This is a genomic window from Streptomyces jeddahensis (assembly GCF_001642995.1).
Classification (GTDB): domain Bacteria; phylum Actinomycetota; class Actinomycetes; order Streptomycetales; family Streptomycetaceae; genus Streptomyces; species Streptomyces jeddahensis.
Genome location: NZ_LOHS01000021.1, coordinates 18,565 through 36,882 on the forward strand (window position 1 = coordinate 18,565; position 18,318 = coordinate 36,882).

Genomic DNA, 18,318 nt, shown 5'->3' on the forward strand with positions numbered 1-18,318 from the left:
CACATCACCCTTCGTCCCACGGCTGATCAACCCGCCGTCGGGACGAACGAGTCCACCGCCGTGTCGAAATACCGTTTCGCCTGGTCGGACCGGCCGACCGGCGCCGAGACCCACACGTCGTACATCCGGCCGCGCTCCTCCCAGCACAGGTCGTACGTACGGCGCGCGCCCTCCGCCTCGGTGAAGCCGTCCCAGGTGAACTCCCAGAAGGCCGCGGGCCGTCCGTCGTGCGTGGTCGCGGTGACCTCGCCGTCGCGGTAACCGGGGTTGTTCTCGGGGCCCTCGGCGTGGGAGCGGCGCATCACCTCGAGCGGGCCTCCCTTCTCCGGGTCGGACACCTTGATGCCGATGCGGAAGGTGCCGCCCGGCGACATGTAGAACACCCGGGCCCCCTGCGGCTTGCGCGTGAAGCCCTCCGGCACGGCGAGTGAGAAGCCCTTCGGGTCCTTGGCGGTGCGATAACCGGCCGGTGCCGCGGGCGCCGGAGTCGCCGTCGTGGTCTCCGTCTGCTGCCGGGTCACGGTCACCGTCGGAGTGGGTCTCTCCGGGGAAGCGGTGGGCGACGGTACGGAGGTGCCGGGCGCCCGCTCCACGTCGCCGTCCGGGCCCATGAGCAGCACGGTCACGGAGACGCCGGCCCCGACGGCGGCCAGGACCAGGGCCGCTGCGACCAGCACCGTACGGGTCGAGCGCCTCGGCTTCGGGGCCCTGGGCTCGGAACCGCGCGGTGACGCAGGCCTCGGCACCTCAGCCCGCGACACATGTGGGCGCGATACGTGTGGGAGCGACACGTGGGCGAGTGGCACGTGTGGGCGCGGCATGTGGTGGCGGGGCATATCGCGCTGCGTGGGGACATGGTCGGTCGGCAGCTGCGGGGTGCGGCCGGTATCGATGTAGGCGCGCAGCATGCGTTCCGCCTCCGCCGCCGTCAGCCGGCGGTCGGGGTCGCGCTCCAGCAGTCCGACGACGACCGGCTGTAACGGAGCGGCCGCTTCCGGGAGCCGGATCTCGTCCATGACGACGGCGTGCAGGACGCCGCCCAAGGAGTCGCGGTGGAAGGGGGATTCACCGCTGAGCACCGTGCACAGCAGTGCTCCCAGCGACCACAGGTCGGATTCGGGGCCGGTTCTGTCGCCGGACATCCGCTCGGGCGAGGTGTACTCGGGGGAGCCGACGAACGACCCGGTCTCGGTGAGCGTCGTCGCCCCGCTCACCTGCGCGATCCCGAAGTCGGTGAGCACGACGCGGCCGGTGCCCGCCTCCATCAGGACGTTGGCGGGTTTGAGGTCGCGGTGCAGCACGCCCGCCTGGTGCGCCTTCTGCAGGGCGGCCAGCAGCGCGAGTCCGATACGGGCCGCCTCGGCGGCGCCCACCGGGCCTTCACGGGCGATCCGCTCCGCGAGGGAGCCGCCGTCGATCAACTCCATGACCAGGTACGGGCGTTCGTCGTCCTCGACGACGTCGTGCACGACGACCACGTTCGGGTGGCTGAGTTGGGCGACCGCCCGTGCCTCGCGCAGCGTGCGCTCGCGCTGCAGCCGTGCCTCCTCCGGGGAGAGCGTCTCGTCGAGAGCGAGCTCCTTGACGGCCACCTGGCGGCCGAGGAGTTGGTCGGTGGCGCGCCAGACGACGCCCATTCCGCCCCGTCCAAGGCGCGCCTGAAGCCGGTAGCGGCCGGCGATGACGCGGACGTTGTCCCCCTCGGTCCCCATGCGCCCCATCATGCCGCACGCGTGTGCACATGGAAGGTCATCCTCCGGCCGACGTGACCGGATCAGGTCGGCTGGCGCTTTCGGGCCGTTCCGATCCGTACGCAAGCGCGAACGGCGTCCGGCCGTAGGGGGCCCGACGCCTGCCCCGCGACGGCTGGGCTGATGGCCGCTGGCTGACGGCTGCTACGACGGCATCCCTCAGCCCGTGACCTGATACGTCGCCGAAGCCTGCTCGTACAGCCTCGTGACCTCGTCGCGCTCCGCTTCCGGACCGCGGACCTGGACGACGTGGTAGCGGCCGTCGATGATCAGCGCGAGATTACGCACGTAGATCTCCCGCCCCTTGGCGTCCTGCCAGGTGAACTGCCCCTCTGCCATGGTCCGTCCGCCCACCTCGATGGTGCGCATGCCGCTCGAGGAGGCCCAGCTGGAGTCGCGGAAGGGCTGCAGTTCCGGCTCCTTCTCGCGCTGGTACGTCATGGGGTCGCCGCCGTACACCGATGTGCTGTCCCGGCCGGAGACGACGATCAGCGTGAAGCCGCCGTCCGTGTAGCGGACCTGATCCTGGTCGTTGGCCGGATGCCGGTCCCAGCCGCGGGCCACAGCGATCTGGAAGCCTTCCGGGTCCTTGCGCAGGACGAACCCCTCCGGCAGCTCGGGCCCCGTGGTCTGCGTGTGCTGTGAGCCGCCACCCGGGGTGGCGGCACCCGCCTCGGAGCCACCGCTCGAGGCGGCGGCACTCGCCTCGCCCGCAGTTCCCGTACGGTCCTGTCCCTGACCGCCTTCGTTGCGGGGCTGGGCCTTCGGCATGAACAGCATCGCGTAGGCGATGGCCGCGGCGAGTCCGAGCAGGATCAGCAGAAGCAGTGTCCGGCCGAGCGCCTTCGGCCCTCGCTGCCGTGGCTGCCGTGGCTGCCGGCCCGGCTTGGCCCGCTTGTGCCGGCCGCTGTGCCCGGTGGTGGCGGGCGCGGCGGCGCGGCGCTTCCGCACGATCTCGCCGCGGCGCCGTACGACGGGCAGGCGGCCGGTGTCGTACGGCGGCGTCGCCACGACGTTGGCGCCCGCGTCCGGTTCCGGCGCCGACCTGACGAGCGAGCGCAGCCAGCCGCGCAGCTCCTCGAAGTCGATCCGCTCCGTGGGGTCCTGACGCAGCAGCGACTCGACTACGGGGCGCAGGGGGCCGCACTCCTCCGCGAACGCGGGCGGCTCCGCGCACACGAGCTGCACCAGTTCGGCGGTGCTCTCCTCCGGATACGGCGCGTGGCCCTGCACCGCGCGGAACAGCAGCGCGCCCAGCGCCCACAGGTCCGTGGCCGGGCCGACGGGCGGCGCGAGCTGCCAGTTCTCGTGCACGGGACCGGCCTGTTCCGGGGCCCATCGCTCGGTGACGGGTCCGACCACCACCATGCGGGCCTGCCGGGCGCGTTCGGCGGCCAGCGGCGTGGTGGGACCGCCGCTGCGGCGACCGGGTGCCACGAGTTCGTCCCAGCGGGTGCCGGTGCTGCTGGTGGTGCTGCTGTTGCTGGTGTCGGTACCGGTGCCGGGCGCGTTGCCGCCTGATGCGGCGAGCGCTGATGATCCGTCGTGGCGGGCCGCCGGGATCATCTCGCCACCGGGCTGGGCTTGGGCTTGGGCTCCGGCTTCGGCTCCGGCTTCGGACGGGCCTTGGGTGTCGTCGGGCTGCCCCGCCACCCCGCGGGCTCGCGGGACCGCCCCGTGCCAGGGCTGCTCCCCGCGCACTCCATGGACCTGGTCGGGCACTCCATGGACCTGGCCGGAGCGTGGCGCATACGACGGGTCGGGGTGCGGTGCCTGGTCAGAGCGAGGCGCGGGCAAGGACGGCGGCACGTCGGGGCGCCGCTCCTGGGTGACCCGCGCGGCGGCCCGCGCGCCGGCGCGATAGGCCGCGATGGCTCCGGCGCGCGCCGCCCTGACGTCGACATCACCACCGGCCTGCGGGGCGGGCCGCCCCAGAGCGGAGGTCGAGGACGTGCCGGCCGGCGTGGACGGCGACGTCGGCACCGCAGCGCCGGAGGAGGAGTGGGACGGCCCGATGGCGGGAGCACCGACAGGACGCGGGCCGCCTGCTCCATCGCCCCGTCCTGAAGCGCTGGTGCCGAAGCCGCCGGGGGCACCGACGCCATCGGCGGCACCGTCAGCACCGATTGCACCGCTAGCACCATCGGCGGCCCCGGCGGCACCCAGGTCGCCGGGCCCGCCGAAGTCGCCAGCTTCCCCATCAGCAGCGAAGTCATCGGCACCGGCGAAGTCTTCGGCGGGCCGCGGATCGTAGCCGCACAGGGCCTCCTCCGCCGCGCCGGCGGCCAGGCCCGTCAGCATCACACGGCCGTCCTCGCAGACGAGGACCGTGCGCGTGGTGATGTTGCGGTGCACCCAGCCATGGGCGTGCAGCGCCCGCAGCGCCGTCAGAACGTCCGAGGCGACCTCGGCCGCCCGGTAAGGCGTGAGCGGCTTCTCCGCGAGCAGTGCCGCCAGCGGCCGGGCAGCAACGAGTTCACTGACGATCCACAGCGAGCCGCCGTCCGCGAACACGTCGAAGACCTGGTCGAGCCGCGGATGATCGGGGATCTGCGCGGCCGCCTGCGCCGCCTCGATCGCGCGCCGCACCGCCGGGTCCGTGGGCCTGCGCGTGGCGCGACCGGGGGCGCGCCGCGGCCCCGCGCCGGCGAACCCCTCCGGACGCCCTTCGGCGTCGAGCACCTCCGCCTCGACGACCTCCGGCAACTGCACCTGAGTGACCAGGACTTCCTGCCCGCTGAAGGTGTCGAAGGCCCGCGTCTGCGCCAGTTCGTACTCGTCCGACGGCGGCAGCGGCAGGCGGTAGCGGTCGGCGAGCACTCGCCCCGCGTAGTCGTCCACGACGCCTCCCCCGTCCCCGCACGGCGGTCAATTCCGTTCGTCTTACGTACCTCTTGCGCACGGATGCGGCTGCGTACCGTCCGCAACCACTCACGATACGTGCCGAAGGCAATCTGCATTGACGGATTCGGGATCTCACAGGACGCGCCGCGAAATCGACAGGCTCGGACGGGAGGGACGGCGGTGGACGGTGTGGACGGGGCCGGGTGAGCTCGGACGGGATGGACGGGGCCGGATGTGATGCACGGGGCCGGGACAGGGCCGGACGGCTTGGACGGGTCAGGTCAGGACTTGGGCGTGAAGGTCCGGGCGAACGTCTGCCAGGTCTCACGCCGCTGCTCGGTCTTCCAGTTCTCCGCCTTCGCCGTGTACATGAGCGCATAGCCGAGTCGCGAGTTCACGACGAAACCACGGTCTATCGACCGGTACTTCGTGCCGCCGTCCACATAGGTGAACTCCCAGTCCGCAGCGTTCCAGCCGCGGTAGCCCACCTTCTCGATCCGGATGCGCTGGTACTGGGAGCGTTGCATGTACCGCTCCTGGTTCTCCCAGTCCTGCACCGCGTCGTCCTTGGGCGTGGTCGTCCAGCCGACCAGCAGCTTCTGCCCGGCCGGGCCGGTGAAACGCGCACCCGCGGCATCCGTCGAGACGTATTTCCAGCCCTTCGGCAGCCCTATCGAGAACCCCTGCCGGTGCTTGTACGTCGTCACGGCGTCGTACTTCGAGCCAGTGCCGTCGTCGCTGCCGGTCTCCGCACTCGAACTCGCGCCCGGGTCCGTCCCCTGGCCCGCGGACTCCTCCGTACCGCTGCTCTCGCTCGAACCCGTCTCCTCGGCGCCGCCCTTGTCCGTACCCGTATCGCTTCCGCTGCCCCGGCCGTCCTCGCCGCTGCCGGCGCTCGCACCGCTGGATGCGGCCCTGTCGCTGCCGTTGCCGCTGTCCTGCGTCGTACCGCCGTCGCCGCCCAGCGCGAACGCCAGCACGGTGCCGAGCACGGCGAGCGCGACGACCACGGCGACGGCCACGAGCGTGCGCCGCGGCACCACATCGGTGAGCGATGCCTTGGGCTGGGGGTGGGGCGGGGTGGCCGGGGACGGCGAAGTGGCCGAAAGCCCGGAAGCGCCATGCGCTGCGGCCGGGCTCGCCTCTGCGGCGCCTCGGATGGCGGAAGTCGCGCTCGTGGCGGACCCAACGGCGCGGGCGCCGCCGGCGCCGTCAGCGGAGCTTGAGCCCGTGTCGGCTGCCCGGTCTGCGTCATCGTCCCCGGCGGCGGTCACGTCGGCCGCACCGGAAGCCGCGGGCGCGGTCTTGGATGACGAAGCGTTTGTTCTGGCGGCGTCCGCTCCCGAAACGGTGGTGCGCGCCGCATCGGCGTCGGCCACTCCCGCCCCGCCGCCACGGGTGTCCCCGGACGAAGCGGCCGCGCCTGCAGCCGTCCCGAGCTCTTCTTCGGCGGCGTCAGCAGTACCGGCAGAGCCCGCGGAACGCGTAGAACCAGCTCCCGTAGCAGCGGCACCGGCAGTCCCCGCACCGCCACCGGGCCCAGCCCCAGAGGCCGCATCGGGACCGGCCACGGAATCCGAAGCCGCCGTGCCCGCCGCCGACGCCGCCGATGCCGCCGACGTCGCGGACGCCGTCGACGACCCCGCGGCGGCCTTGCGCGCCGGCCGCAACGAACGCAGCGCGCCGCGCAGCCGCTCCGCCGCGTCCTCCGCCCTGCGCCCCGCGGCGGCCGCGGCACCACCGGACGACGCAGCACCGGCCGACGCAGCACCGGCGGAAGCGGCCGCACCCGCGGACGCCGAACCGCCGCCCGACGCCGACGCACCGCCCGCCTTGGGCCCACCCCTGCGCGGCCGCTTCTCCGGCACCGGCGGCAGGGGCACGACCTTCGTGGCGTCGGCCGGCTCCGGCTCGGGGGCGTGGATCACGTCGTGCAGGAGGGCGCGCGCGCCCGCGTCGTCGAGCCGCTGCTCGGGGTCCTTGGCGAGCAGGCCGTAGATGACCTTCTCCAGCGGACCCGCGTTCTTCGGCGGCTCCAGCGGCTCGGTCATCACGGCGGTGAGCGTCGCGATCGCGGAGCCCTTGTCGTACGGCGGGAAGCCCTCCACCGAGGCATAGAGCAGACCGCCGAGCGACCACAGGTCGGCCGCCGGCCCCGGCTTGTGTCCGCGCGCCCGCTCCGGCGAGATGTACGAGGGTGCGCCGACGAGCATGCCGGTCGAGGTGATGGACGGGTCGCCCTCGACCTGGGCGATGCCGAAGTCGGTCAGCACGACCCGGCCGTCGTCCGCGATCAGCACGTTGGACGGCTTCACATCGCGATGCAGGATCCCTTCGCGGTGTGCCGAACGCAGGACGTCGAGGATCGCCAGGCCCACCTCGGCCGCGCGCTTCGGCGTCAGCAGCCCGTCCTCCCGGATGACCTCGGCGAGCGACTTGCCCTCGACGAGTTCCATCACGATCCACGGCCGGTCGTCCTCGTGGACCACGTCGAACACCGTCACGGCGCTGGTGTTGCGGATCCTGGCGATGGCCTTGGCCTCGCGCAGCGTGCGCGTGACGAGGCGGCGCTTCTCCTCCTCGTCGATGTTCGAGGGGAACCTCAGCTCCTTGACGGCGACCGTGCGCCCCAGCGTCTCGTCCAGGGCGCGCCAGACCGTGCCCATGCCGCCGCGGCCGAGGACCCCTCCCAGCCGGTACCGCCCGGCGAGGAGACGTGCGCTGTTGTCCTGACGGGGTTCACCCGTCTGCTCCGCCTCCGACATGCGTCCCCTCTGCAACCCGCCCTGACAGAGCCTTCATTGTCTCTCACCCGGGGACCGGCCTACGCCCAGGGTCCGCCGTCCCGCATGATGGGTCGCACACATGGAGGACCCATGCCCCTGCCCCGGACACCGCTGGCACTGCTGCTGGCCGCGGCCCTCCTCTGCCTGTCCACGGGCAGCGCCCCGGCCTCCGCGACAGCACCGGCGGACGCCGCACTTCCGTTGCTCGTCACCCGCGGCAAGGCCCCCGCGGCCGCTCTGCTGGCCCGAGAGGAAAAAGGCTCGCGCTTCGCCCGTACGGGTCCCGGCATACGGCGCGCCGACCACTTCCGCGCGGGCAGCATCACCAAGACGTTCATCGCGACGGTCGTATTGCAACTCGCCGCCGAACACCGGCTGTCCCTGTCCGACACCGTGGACCGCCATCTCCCCGGTCTGATACGGGGCCACGGCAACAACGGCCGGATGCTGACCCTCCGGGCGCTGCTCACGCACACCAGCGGTCTCCACGACTTCACAGCCGACACCCAGGGCACCATCCCCCTCTCTCCCCTGCAGGCGGTCCGCACCGCGCTCGCGCACCCCCCGTCCACGCGGGGCGGCTACGCGTACTCGAACACCAATTACGTGGTGCTCGGCATGGTCATCGAGCAGGTCACCGGCCGTTCCTATGCCGCCGAGGCCAAGCGCCGCATCATCACCCCCCTTCATCTGACGGGCACCTCCTTCCCGGGCGCCCACACCTCACTGCCCTCGCCGCACGGCCGCTCGTACACCGCCGCCGGCACGGACGTCACCGCCCTCGACCCCCGGGTCGCCGGAGCGGCCGGCGAACTCGTCTCCACCCTCGCCGATCTGGGCCGCTTCTACGCCGCCCTCCTCGGCGGAAGGCTGCTCCCGCCCGCCGAACTGCGCGAGATGCTCAACACCCGTGCCACGCACGGCCGCTACGGAATGGGCCTGTATCCCGTACGGCTGCCGTGCGGCACCACGGTGTGGGGCCACAACGGACGCATAGCCGGCAGCTATGTGCGCACCGCGGCCACGCGCGACGGCCGACGCGTGCTCATACTCCGGGTCAACACGGACGGCATAGCCGACCCGAAGCTCGAACCCGCCCTGCTGGCTGCCGAATTCTGCCCCCGGGCGCCCTGAGAGCGGACTCCGCAGGCTGCCCCCGCTACAGAGGCACGATGTCCGGCGCCCCCAGTCGCGCCGCGTCCGCCGTCAGGTCGTCCGGCTGACGCTGGGACTCCCGCTCGGCCTCGACCCGCTTGTGATAGTGCTCCACCTCGCGCTCGATCTGGTCGTCGTCCCAGCCCAGCACCGGAGCCATCAACTCGGCGGCCTCCCGGGCGCTGCGCGTGCCCCGGTCGAAGGTCTCTATGGATATCCGGGTGCGCCGCGTGAGGACGTCGTCGAGGTGCCGCGCGCCCTCGTGCGAGGCGGCGTAGACGATCTCGGCCCGCAGATAGTCGTCCGCCGCCTGGAGCGGCTCGCCCAGTGACGGGTCCGCTGCGATGAGGTCGAGGAGCTCCTCGGTGAGCGCGCCGTAGCGGTTCAACAGGTGCTCGACGCGGGCCACATGGATGCCGGTGCGCGCCGCTATCCGTGCCCGCGCGTTCCACAGCGCCCGGTATCCCTCGGCTCCGACGAGCGGGATCTCCTCCGTGACGCAGTCCGCGACGCGCTGGTCGAGGCCGTGCACCGCCTCGTCCACCGCGTCCTTGGCCATCACCCGGTACGTCGTGTACTTGCCGCCCGCCACGACGACGAGGCCGGGCGCCGGATGTGCCACCGTGTGCTCGCGGCTGAGCTTGCTCGTCGCCTCCGACTCCCCGGCGAGCAGAGGCCGCAGGCCCGCGTACACCCCCTGGACGTCATCCCTTGAAAGCGGGACCGCAAGCACCGAGTTGACGTGCTCCAGCAGATAGTCGATGTCGGCGCTCGACGCCGCCGGATGCGCCTTGTCCAGGTCCCAGTCCGTGTCCGTCGTGCCGATGATCCAGTGCCGACCCCACGGGATCACGAACAGCACGGACTTCTCGGTCCGCAGGATCAGGCCCGTCGTGGAGTGGATGCGGTCCTTGGGCACGACGAGGTGGATGCCCTTGGACGCCCGGACGTGGAACTGCCCTCTCTCGCCCACCATCGCCTGGGTGTCGTCCGTCCACACACCGGTGGCGTTGACCACCTGCCGGGCGCGGACCTCGTACTCCCCGCCGGCCTCCACGTCCTGCACCCGGGCGCCGACGACGCGCTCGCCCTCGCGCAGGAAGCCGGTCACCCGAGCGCGGTTGGCGACCTTCGCGCCGTACGCCGCGGCCGTGCGGACCAGGGTCGCCACATAGCGGGCGTCGTCCATCTGCGCGTCGTAGTACTGGAGGGCTCCCACCAGCGCCTCCTTCTTGAGGCACGGCGCGACCCGCAACGCATGACGCCTGCTCAGGTGACGGTGCATCGGCAGCCCTCGCCCGTGCCCGCGCGCCATCGACATGGTGTCGTACATCGCGACGCCCGTTCCGGCGTAGAGCCGCTCCCAGCCCCTGTGCTGGAGCGGATAGAGGAACGGCACCGGCTTCACCAGATGGGGTGCGAGCCGCTCCAGGAGCAGTCCGCGCTCCTTCAGCGCCTCTCGCACCAGGGCGAAGTCGAGCATCTCCAGATAGCGCAGCCCGCCGTGGATCAGTTTGCTCGACCGGCTCGAGGTGCCGGACGCCCAGTCCCTCGCCTCGACCAGGCCGGTCGACAGGCCGCGCGTCGCGGCGTCGAGTGCGGTGCCCGCACCGACCACGCCGGCACCCACGACCAGGACGTCCAGCTCGCGCTCGGCCATGCCCGCGAGTGACTCCGCGCGCTCCGCCGGCCCCAGTGTCGCTGTCCTCACTGCCGCCTCCCGTTTCCGTCGCGCTCGCTGCCGCACCCTTCGGGTGTGCCCAGGCCCGCATCCCCCATGCCCAAATTCTGACCGCGCCGCCTGACTTCAGCCACCGCCCATTCCTCAGCCTGTGGACAACACTCGGCGATCATCGGGCCAGCAATCCCGCATAACGGTCATATTTACTCCTAGTCTGACATTGCGCTGGTCCACCTTGTCCACAGGGCTTGCGCGATCCGCCCGCTTCGGTTATCGGGAAGGACGGCCCACGCCATGCCCGCAGATCTCGCCGTCATCGGACTCGGCCACATCGGCCTGCCCCTCGCCCAGGCCGCCGTCGCCGCCGGCATCGCCACGCTCGGTTACGACCCGGGCCTCGCCACCGGATCCGGCCCCGCCGCCGACCGCCCCACCGCCCGGCTCCCGGCCGACGCCACCGACACCGGCCCCCTGCTCGACACGGGAGCCCTCGTCGACACCGGTGCCCTCACCGCCCCCGAACTGCGCCGGATGCTCGCCTGCGGCTTCCGGCCCACCACCGACCCCACCGAGCTCGGCCGGGTCCGCACAGCGGTCATCTGCACACCGGTCCCGCAGGGCCCGGACGGCGAACTCGACCTCGGCCCGCTCACCGGCGCCGCCCGCGTCCTGGCCGCCCGGCTGCGCCCGCACACCACCGTCATCCTGGAATCCCCCGTCCCGCCGGGCACCACCGAGGGCGCCCTGCGCACCCTCCTCGAAGAGGGCTCCGGCCTCCGCGCGGGCCGCGACTTCCACCTCGCGTACTCCCCGAACCGCACCGAACCGGGCAACCGCACCCACGGCCACGCCAACACCCCCAAGGTCATCGGCGGCCTCACCTCCGCCTGCACCGAATCGGCCGCGGCCTTCTACGGCCGCCTCACCGACAAGGTGGTACGCGCGCGTGGCCTGCGCGAAGCCGAGACGGTTCAGCTCCTCGAGACCAACTACCGGCACGTCAACATCGCCCTGGTCAACGAAATGGCCGTCCTCTGCCACGACTTGGGCGTCGATCTGTGGGACGTCATCCGCTGCGCGGAGACCAAGCCGTTCGGTTTCCAGGCCTTCCGCCCCGGGCCCGGAGTCGGCGGCCACAGCGTGCCGCAGGACCTGTCGGGCCCTCCGCACACCGTCCGCCCACTGCGGATGGTCGAGCTCGCCCAGCAGGTCAACGGCCACATGCCCCGGTACGTCATCCAGCGCGCCGCGGCCCTCCTCAACGAGCACGGCAAGTCCGTCCGCGGCGCCCGCATCCTGCTCCTCGGCGTCACGTACAAGCCGGACCTCGCCGACCAACACGGCTCGCCCGCCCGGGAGATCGCCACCCGCCTGCTGGAGCTCGGCGCCGCGGTCAGCTACCACGACCCGTACGTCCCCGCCTGGAGCGTCCTCGGCCGTCCCGTCCCCCGTGCCGACTCGCTCTACGAGGCGGCGGCGGACGCGGACCTGACGCTCCTCCTCCAGCCCCACCGCACGTACGACCTGCAGGGGCTGGCCGTGAAGGCCCAGCTGCTGCTGGACACACGGGGGGCCACCCCGGCGGGGGCGGCCCATCGCCTCTGAACCCAGCCGGGTTCCCGACGACCTTCAGGCACCCGCCGTCGTGGGGTTGTGCCCACCCTCCCCCAGTGCCTTAAGGGCCTGGGAGGTACCCCCATCGCCCTGCGGAACGCCTGCCCACAACGGTCCATGCCCACGACGAAACGCCGGGGGCGCCCCCCAACAAGGAGGGCGCCCCCGAAACCAGCTCAGCCAGCGGCCAGCGTCACGTCACCGCTTGTGCTGCGAGTCCGCCACCGTCACCTCGACCCGCTGGAACTCCTTGAGCTCGCTGTAACCCGTCGTCGCCATTGCGCGGCGCAGGGCGCCGAAGAAGTTCATCGAGCCGTCGGGCGTGTGCGACGGACCGGTGAGGACCTCCTCGATCGTGCCGACCGTTCCGAGGTCCACCTTCTTGCCGCGCGGCAGCTCCTCGTTGACGGCCTCCATGCCCCAGTGGTGGCCCTTGCCGGGCGCGTCCGTGGCGCGCGCCAGCGGGGAGCCCATCATCACGGCGTCGGCGCCGCAGGCGATGGCCTTCGGCAGGTCGCCGGACCAGCCCACGCCGCCGTCCGCGATCACGTGGACATAGCGGCCGCCGGACTCGTCCATGTAGTCACGTCGGGCGGCGGCCACGTCGGCGACGGCGGTCGCCATCGGCACCTGGATGCCGAGCACGTTGCGCGTGGTGTGCGCGGCGCCGCCGCCGAAGCCGACCAGCACGCCCGCCGCACCCGTGCGCATGAGGTGCAGCGCAGCGGTGTACGTGGCGCAGCCGCCGACGATGACGGGCACGTCCAGCTCGTAGATGAACTGCTTCAGGTTGAGGGGCTCGGCGGCGCTCGACACGTGTTCGGCCGACACCGTCGTACCGCGGATCACGAAGATGTCGACACCCGCGTCCACCACGGCCTTGGAGAACTGGGCCGTACGCTGCGGCGACAGCGCGGCCGCGGTGACCACGCCCGAGTCGCGTACCTCCTTGATCCGCTGGCCGATCAGTTCCTCCCTGATCGGGGCCGCGTAGATCTCCTGGAGGCGGCGGGTCGCGGTCTCCACCGGGAGCTCCGCGATCTCGTCGAGCAGCGGCTGCGGGTCTTCGTACCGCGTCCACAGACCCTCGAGGTTCAGCACGCCCAGGCCGCCGAGCTCGCCGATGCGGATGGCGGTGGCCGGCGACACGACCGAGTCCATGGGGGCGGCCAGGAAGGGCAGCTCGAAGCGGTAGGCGTCGATCTGCCAGGCGATCGAGACCTCCTTCGGGTCCCGCGTGCGGCGGCTCGGGACGACGGCGATGTCGTCGAACGCATACGCCCGGCGGCCGCGCTTGCCGCGCCCGATCTCGATCTCAGTCACGTCTGTGGCCTTTCCCTCTGCGTTTCAGCGTCTTCCAGTATCCCCGACACACATGACGAGGGCGGCCCCGGAACCTCCGGGACCGCCCTGCACGCGCGCGTGCTCAGCCCTTGCGGCTGTAGTTCGGCGCCTCGACCGTCATCTGGATGTCGTGCGGGTGGCTCTCCTTGAGACCCGCCGACGTGATCCGTACGAACCGTCCGCGCTCCTGCAGCTCCGGAACGGTACGCCCACCGACGTAGAACATCGACTGGCGAAGCCCGCCGACCAGCTGGTGGACCACGGACGAAAGCGGACCGCGGTAGGGGACCTGGCCCTCGATGCCCTCGGGAACCAGCTTCTCGTCGGAGGCGACGCCCTCCTGGAAGTAGCGGTCCTTGGAGAAGGACTTCCGGTCGCCGCGGGTCTGCATCGCGCCCAGCGAACCCATGCCGCGGTACGACTTGAACTGCTTGCCATTGATGAACTGCAGCTCGCCCGGCGACTCCTCACAGCCCGCGAGCAGCGAGCCCAGCATCACCGTGTCCGCGCCCGCGACCAGCGCCTTCGCAATGTCGCCCGAGTACTGCAGGCCACCGTCGCCGATGACCGGAACCCCGGCCGCCTTGGCGGCGAGCGACGCCTCGTAGATGGCCGTGACCTGCGGTACGCCGATGCCGGCGACGACACGGGTGGTGCAGATGGAGCCGGGGCCGACGCCCACCTTGATGCCGTCGACACCGGAGTCGATGAGCGCCTGGGCGCCGTCGCGCGTGGCGACATTGCCGCCGATGACGTCTACGCCGGACGAGTTCGACTTGATCTTGGCGACCATGTCGCCGACAAGCCTGGAGTGGCCGTGCGCGGTGTCGACGACGATGAAGTCGGCGCCCGCCTCGATCAGCGCCTGGGCACGCTCGAAGGCGTCGCCCGCGACGCCGACGGCGGCACCGACAACGAGTCGGCCCTCCGCGTCCTTGGCCGCGTTCGGGTACTGCTCGGCCTTCACGAAGTCCTTGACCGTGATGAGGCCCTTGAGGACGCCGGTGTCGTCGACCAGCGGAAGCTTCTCGATCTTGTGGCGGCGCAGCAGCTCCATGGCGTCCACGCCGGAGATGCCGACCTTGCCGGTGACCAGCGGCATCGGCGTCATGACCTCGCGCACCTGGCGCGAGCGGTCGGGCTCGAAGGCCATGTCACGGTTGGTGACGATGCCGAGCAGCTTGCCCGCGGGGTCCGTGACCGGGACGCCGCTGATGCGGAACTTCGCGCAGAGCGCGTCGGCCTCGGCGAGCGTCGCGTCCGGGTGCACGGTGATCGGGTCGGCGACCATGCCGGACTCGGACCGCTTCACCAGGTCGACCTGGTTGGCCTGGTCCTCGATGGAGAGGTTGCGGTGCAGCACACCGGCGCCGCCCTGACGGGCCATCGCGATCGCCATGCGCGCCTCGGTGACCTTGTCCATGGCCGCGGACAGCAGCGGGATGTTGATCCGGACGTTCTTGGACAGATACGAGGAGGTGTCGATCTGGTCGGGCGCCATGTCCGAAGCGCCCGGCAGCAGCAGCACATCGTCGTAGGTCAGCCCGAGTGTCGCGAATTTGTCGGGCACTCCGTCGACGTTGGCAGTCATGACACCTTCTCCAAATGGCCTTGATCGGTGCGGATGTCCATGCTAACGGGAACCGGAGGCGTCTCATTCCACGAACAAGATCGTCGAGCAGCTTTGTACGTTCGTACGTGACGGCGGCCCTGCAGGCTTCGACCCGGCCGGCGCCCCGGGCCCACCTCAGGGCCCCCAGCCGTGCCTACTGCTCAGCCAACGCCCGCAACCGGCTCAGCGCCCGATGCTGCGCCACCCGCACCGCCCCTGGCGACATCCCCAGCATCTGGCCCGTCTCCTCGGCCGTGAGGCCGACGGCGATCCGCAGGAGCAGCAGCTCGCGCTGGTTCTCCGGCAGGTTCGCGAGGAGCTTCTTCGCCCACTCGGCATCGCTGCTCAGCAGGGCCCGCTCCTCCGGGCCGAGCGAGTCGTCGGGCCGCTCGGGCATCTCGTCCGACGGGACGGCCGTGGAGCCCGGGTGGCGCATGGCGGCGCGCTGCAGGTCGGCGACCTTGTGCGCGGCGATGGCGAAGACGAAGGCCTCGAAGGGGCGCCCCGTGTCCTTGTAGCGCGGCAGGGCAAGCAGCACCGCCACGCACACCTCCTGCGCCAGGTCCTCCACGAAGTGGCGGGCATCACCCGGCAGCCGGGACAGCCGCGTACGGCAGTAGCGAAGGGCGAGGGGGTGGACGTGGGCGAGCAGGTCATGTGTGGCCTGCTCATCGCCCTCGACGGCACGATGGACGAGCGCACCGATCACCGTCGTCCCGTCCTCGTGCATCGGTCCATGGTGCCTTGCGGCTGGCCGCTCCGTGCCACCGCGCTCGTAGTTGTGCACCGAAGCGTTATGAGTAGGTGCGCCGGAACTCATCTCCTGCGCCCTCCCCTTCCGCTCGACCGACTCGTCCCCGAGGAACTCCACACCTCAAGGATGCGGCATCGGCCGCGAAGCGACACAAGGCGATGCCGCGGCGGGGACACCAAGCGCTGTCGTGGCGGGCGGAAGCGGGCATCCGCCGCCCCGCCCACCGTACGGCGGGCGGGGATCGTCGTACCCCCGCGGCGGCACACCTAACGGACCAGGCCCCAGCGGAAACCGAGCGCCACCGCGTGCGCACGGTCCGAGGCGCCGAGCTTCTTGAACAGCCGCCGGGCGTGCGTCTTGACGGTGTCCTCGGACAGGAAGAGCTCCCGGCCGATCTCGGCGTTCGACCGGCCGTGACTCATGCCCTCGAGCACCTGGATCTCACGTGCGGTGAGCGTCGGTGCCGCACCCATCTCGGCGGAGCGCAGCCTGCGCGGGGCGAGGCGCCAGGTCGGGTCGGCGAGCGCCTGCGTCACGGTGGCACGCAGTTCGGCCCGGGAGGCGTCCTTGTGCAGATAGCCCCGAGCACCTGCGGCGACGGCGAGCGCGACGCCGTCCAGGTCCTCGGCGACGGTGAGCATGATGATCCGGGCCCCCGGATCTGCGGAAAGCAGACGACGGACCGTCTCCACGCCCCCCAGACCGGGCATGCGTACGTCCATCAGAATCAGGTCCGAGCGGTCGGCCCCCCAGCGGCGGAGGACTTCCTCGCCGTTGGCCGCTGTCGTCACACGCTCGACGCCGGGCACGGTCGCGACCGCGCGGCGAAGCGCCTCTCGGGCAAGCGGGGAGTCGTCGCAGACGAGGACGGATGTCATGGCCGCCCTCCGCAACTGATGCGCGTCACCTTGAACCTCCAGGCTGGTACGGATCGTCACCTGTGCGGTCGACGCTCGACAGCCGACAGGCGGTCTGCCCGAGCGCTTGTTCCTTCAACCGCTTCCGCCAGACTCAACGACGGTCACTCGAAAGAGTTACGGGTCGGTCAGCCACCTTCGGCACTCTACGTGAGGGTACGGACACAGCGCAGGTCGCGCGGCTACCGCTCGCAGTTCTGACGCCCCCTATGCCCCATTCAGGCGCCTTTTCTTTCCATTTCTCGGTGTCTGCGACTAGATTCGCAAAGAGTCATATTTTCATCTCCTTAGACAGTAGATGTACGGTCGTGGGCACTGTCCGCGCCAGAACGGCTACAAGGGGACAAGCGATGGCAGATTTCTCCCGCCTTCCCGGACCGAACGCAGATCTGTGGGACTGGCAGCTGCTCGCGGCCTGCCGCGGAGTCGACAGTTCGCTCTTCTTCCACCCGGAGGGCGAGCGGGGAGCGGCGCGGAGTGCCCGCGAGAACTCGGCCAAAGAGGTCTGCATGCGATGCCCGGTGCGCGCAGAGTGCGCCGCCCACGCCCTGGCGGTGCGCGAGCCCTACGGCGTGTGGGGCGGGCTGACCGAGGACGAGCGCGAGGAGCTCATGGGCCGCGCGCGCAACCGGCTGGTGCCGGCTTCCACGACGGGGGGCGCCGGCGGCGAGCACTGACGCGAAGCGCAGCGACTTATCGAAGGATCGTTTTTGCAGGAGGGGCTCCTGCAAGGGGCACGCGCATGCGTGCCTGTTCTGTTTCCGGTGCCGGCTTCCCCGAGCCCTCATCCGGCTCCCCAGGGCCTTGTCCGGCTTCGCAGGCAGCCGCCCTCGCGCCTAACGCGCCGCGGCTCGGGCGAGGTGATCGAGCGTCGCCGCCACCGCCGGCACCTGGGCCAGATCCGGCAGCGTGAGCGCGACGATCTCGCGCCGCACCGAGGGCTCGACCGCCACCGCCCGCACCCCCTTCGGGCGTACGGATTCCAGTGCGAGCTCGGGCAGTACGGCCACTCCGAGACCGGCCCCGACCAGCCCGACCACCGCCGGATAGTCGTCGGTGGCGAAGTCGATGCGGGGCTCGAAGCCCGCGCTCCGGCAGACCTCGACCAGCTGCCGCCGGCAGCGCGGGCAGCCCGCGATCCACGGCTCGTCGGCGAGCTCTCCGATGGCGAGCGCCTGCGACCCGGCGAGCCGGTGGCCGTGCGGGACGAGGCAGACGAGCCGGTCGGCGAGCAGGGGGCGCACCACCAGGTCGTCCCACTCCCCGGCACCGGCACCCTCGTAGCGGAACGCTAGCGTCACATCGCAGTCGCCCTCGCGGAGCATCTCGACCGAGCGCGGCGGTTCGGCCTCCACCAGGGAGACACGGGTGCCGGGGTGTGCGGCGCGCAGCGCGGCCAGCGCGGAGGGCACGAGCGTGGAGCTGCCGCTGGGAAAGGAGACGAGCCGGACGCGGCCGGCCCGCAGGCCCGCGATGGCGGCGATCTCCTCCTCGGCCGCGGTGAGGCCGGCGAGGATGGTCGTGGCGTGCCGGACCAGTGCCTCGCCCGCCTGCGTGAGCCGCATCTCGCGGCCCGTGCGGATCAGCAGCGGCGTACCGGTGGAGGATTCGAGGGCCTTCATCTGCTGGCTGACCGCGGGCTGGGTGCAGCCGAGCTCGCGGGCCGCCGCCGAGAAGGAGCCCGTGACGGCCACGGCGCGCAGGACACGGAGATGACGGGCCTCGATCACCCCTCGAGCATAAGCGTTACTTGGGGGAGACCCGGCATTTTACGACGCGGACTTTACGTGCACCTGCCTGGCGGGCCTTCCCGGAAGAGATTGGGTTCGGGGGTGTATGAGGGTTGAGTCGGGGGTCGAT

The 18,318-nt window shown here is 71.6% G+C and carries 12 protein-coding genes; 3 read left to right on the top strand and 9 right to left on the bottom strand.

What is annotated here, in order from left to right:
• Positions 1–26 precede the first annotated feature (26 nt).
• The 3 genes from STSP_RS01610 to STSP_RS01620 form a co-directional block, all read right to left on the bottom strand.
• Complete coding sequence (locus STSP_RS01610) at positions 27–1,712, bottom strand: serine/threonine-protein kinase (RefSeq protein ID WP_067270975.1); 1,686 nt, start codon at positions 1,710–1,712, stop codon at positions 27–29.
• A 198-nt stretch (positions 1,713–1,910) separates the two neighbouring features.
• Positions 1,911–4,592, bottom strand: a complete 2,682-nt coding sequence (locus tag STSP_RS01615) for a protein kinase domain-containing protein (protein WP_067270978.1) — start codon at positions 4,590–4,592, stop codon at positions 1,911–1,913.
• Between the two features lie 284 nt (positions 4,593–4,876).
• Positions 4,877–7,360 carry a serine/threonine-protein kinase gene (locus STSP_RS01620; protein ID WP_078066803.1) on the bottom strand — a complete coding sequence of 828 codons (2,484 nt, stop codon included), beginning with the start codon at positions 7,358–7,360 and terminating at the stop codon, positions 4,877–4,879.
• Positions 7,361–7,471: 111 nt separating this feature from the next.
• Here STSP_RS01620 and STSP_RS01625 point away from each other — a divergent pair, with 111 nt between their 5' ends.
• Complete coding sequence (locus STSP_RS01625; RefSeq protein WP_067270981.1) at positions 7,472–8,515, top strand: serine hydrolase domain-containing protein; 1,044 nt, start codon at positions 7,472–7,474, stop codon at positions 8,513–8,515.
• Positions 8,516–8,540: 25 nt separating this feature from the next.
• On the opposite strand, the gene STSP_RS01630 is transcribed toward STSP_RS01625, so the two are convergent.
• On the bottom strand, positions 8,541–10,247 hold the full coding sequence (locus STSP_RS01630) for a glycerol-3-phosphate dehydrogenase/oxidase (protein WP_078066804.1): 1,707 nt from the start codon (positions 10,245–10,247) through the stop codon (positions 8,541–8,543).
• Between the two features lie 264 nt (positions 10,248–10,511).
• Between STSP_RS01630 and STSP_RS01635 the strand changes: the two genes are divergently transcribed.
• Positions 10,512–11,822 carry a nucleotide sugar dehydrogenase gene (locus tag STSP_RS01635; RefSeq protein ID WP_067270985.1) on the top strand — a complete coding sequence of 437 codons (1,311 nt, stop codon included), beginning with the start codon at positions 10,512–10,514 and terminating at the stop codon, positions 11,820–11,822.
• Positions 11,823–12,029: 207 nt separating this feature from the next.
• Here STSP_RS01635 and STSP_RS01640 read toward each other — a convergent pair whose 3' ends face one another.
• The 4 genes from STSP_RS01640 to STSP_RS01655 form a co-directional block, all read right to left on the bottom strand.
• The gene (locus tag STSP_RS01640) at positions 12,030–13,154 is read right to left on the bottom strand and encodes a GuaB3 family IMP dehydrogenase-related protein (protein ID WP_067270988.1); all 1,125 of its coding nucleotides are present in this window, start codon (positions 13,152–13,154) and stop codon (positions 12,030–12,032) included.
• Between the two features lie 103 nt (positions 13,155–13,257).
• Complete coding sequence (guaB, locus tag STSP_RS01645) at positions 13,258–14,766, bottom strand: IMP dehydrogenase (protein WP_067270990.1); 1,509 nt, start codon at positions 14,764–14,766, stop codon at positions 13,258–13,260.
• A 175-nt stretch (positions 14,767–14,941) separates the two neighbouring features.
• Positions 14,942–15,517: a sigma-70 family RNA polymerase sigma factor gene (locus STSP_RS01650; RefSeq protein ID WP_067270992.1), complete on the bottom strand. Its 576-nt coding sequence runs from the start codon at positions 15,515–15,517 to the stop codon at positions 14,942–14,944.
• A gap of 290 nt (positions 15,518–15,807) precedes the next feature.
• Complete coding sequence (locus STSP_RS01655) at positions 15,808–16,419, bottom strand: response regulator transcription factor (RefSeq protein ID WP_003948568.1); 612 nt, start codon at positions 16,417–16,419, stop codon at positions 15,808–15,810.
• A 389-nt stretch (positions 16,420–16,808) separates the two neighbouring features.
• Between STSP_RS01655 and STSP_RS01660 the strand changes: the two genes are divergently transcribed.
• Positions 16,809–17,135: a WhiB family transcriptional regulator gene (locus STSP_RS01660; protein ID WP_067270993.1), complete on the top strand. Its 327-nt coding sequence runs from the start codon at positions 16,809–16,811 to the stop codon at positions 17,133–17,135.
• Positions 17,136–17,294: 159 nt separating this feature from the next.
• On the opposite strand, the gene STSP_RS01665 is transcribed toward STSP_RS01660, so the two are convergent.
• Positions 17,295–18,188: a LysR family transcriptional regulator gene (locus tag STSP_RS01665; protein WP_067270996.1), complete on the bottom strand. Its 894-nt coding sequence runs from the start codon at positions 18,186–18,188 to the stop codon at positions 17,295–17,297.
• Positions 18,189–18,318: the final 130 nt, after the last annotated feature.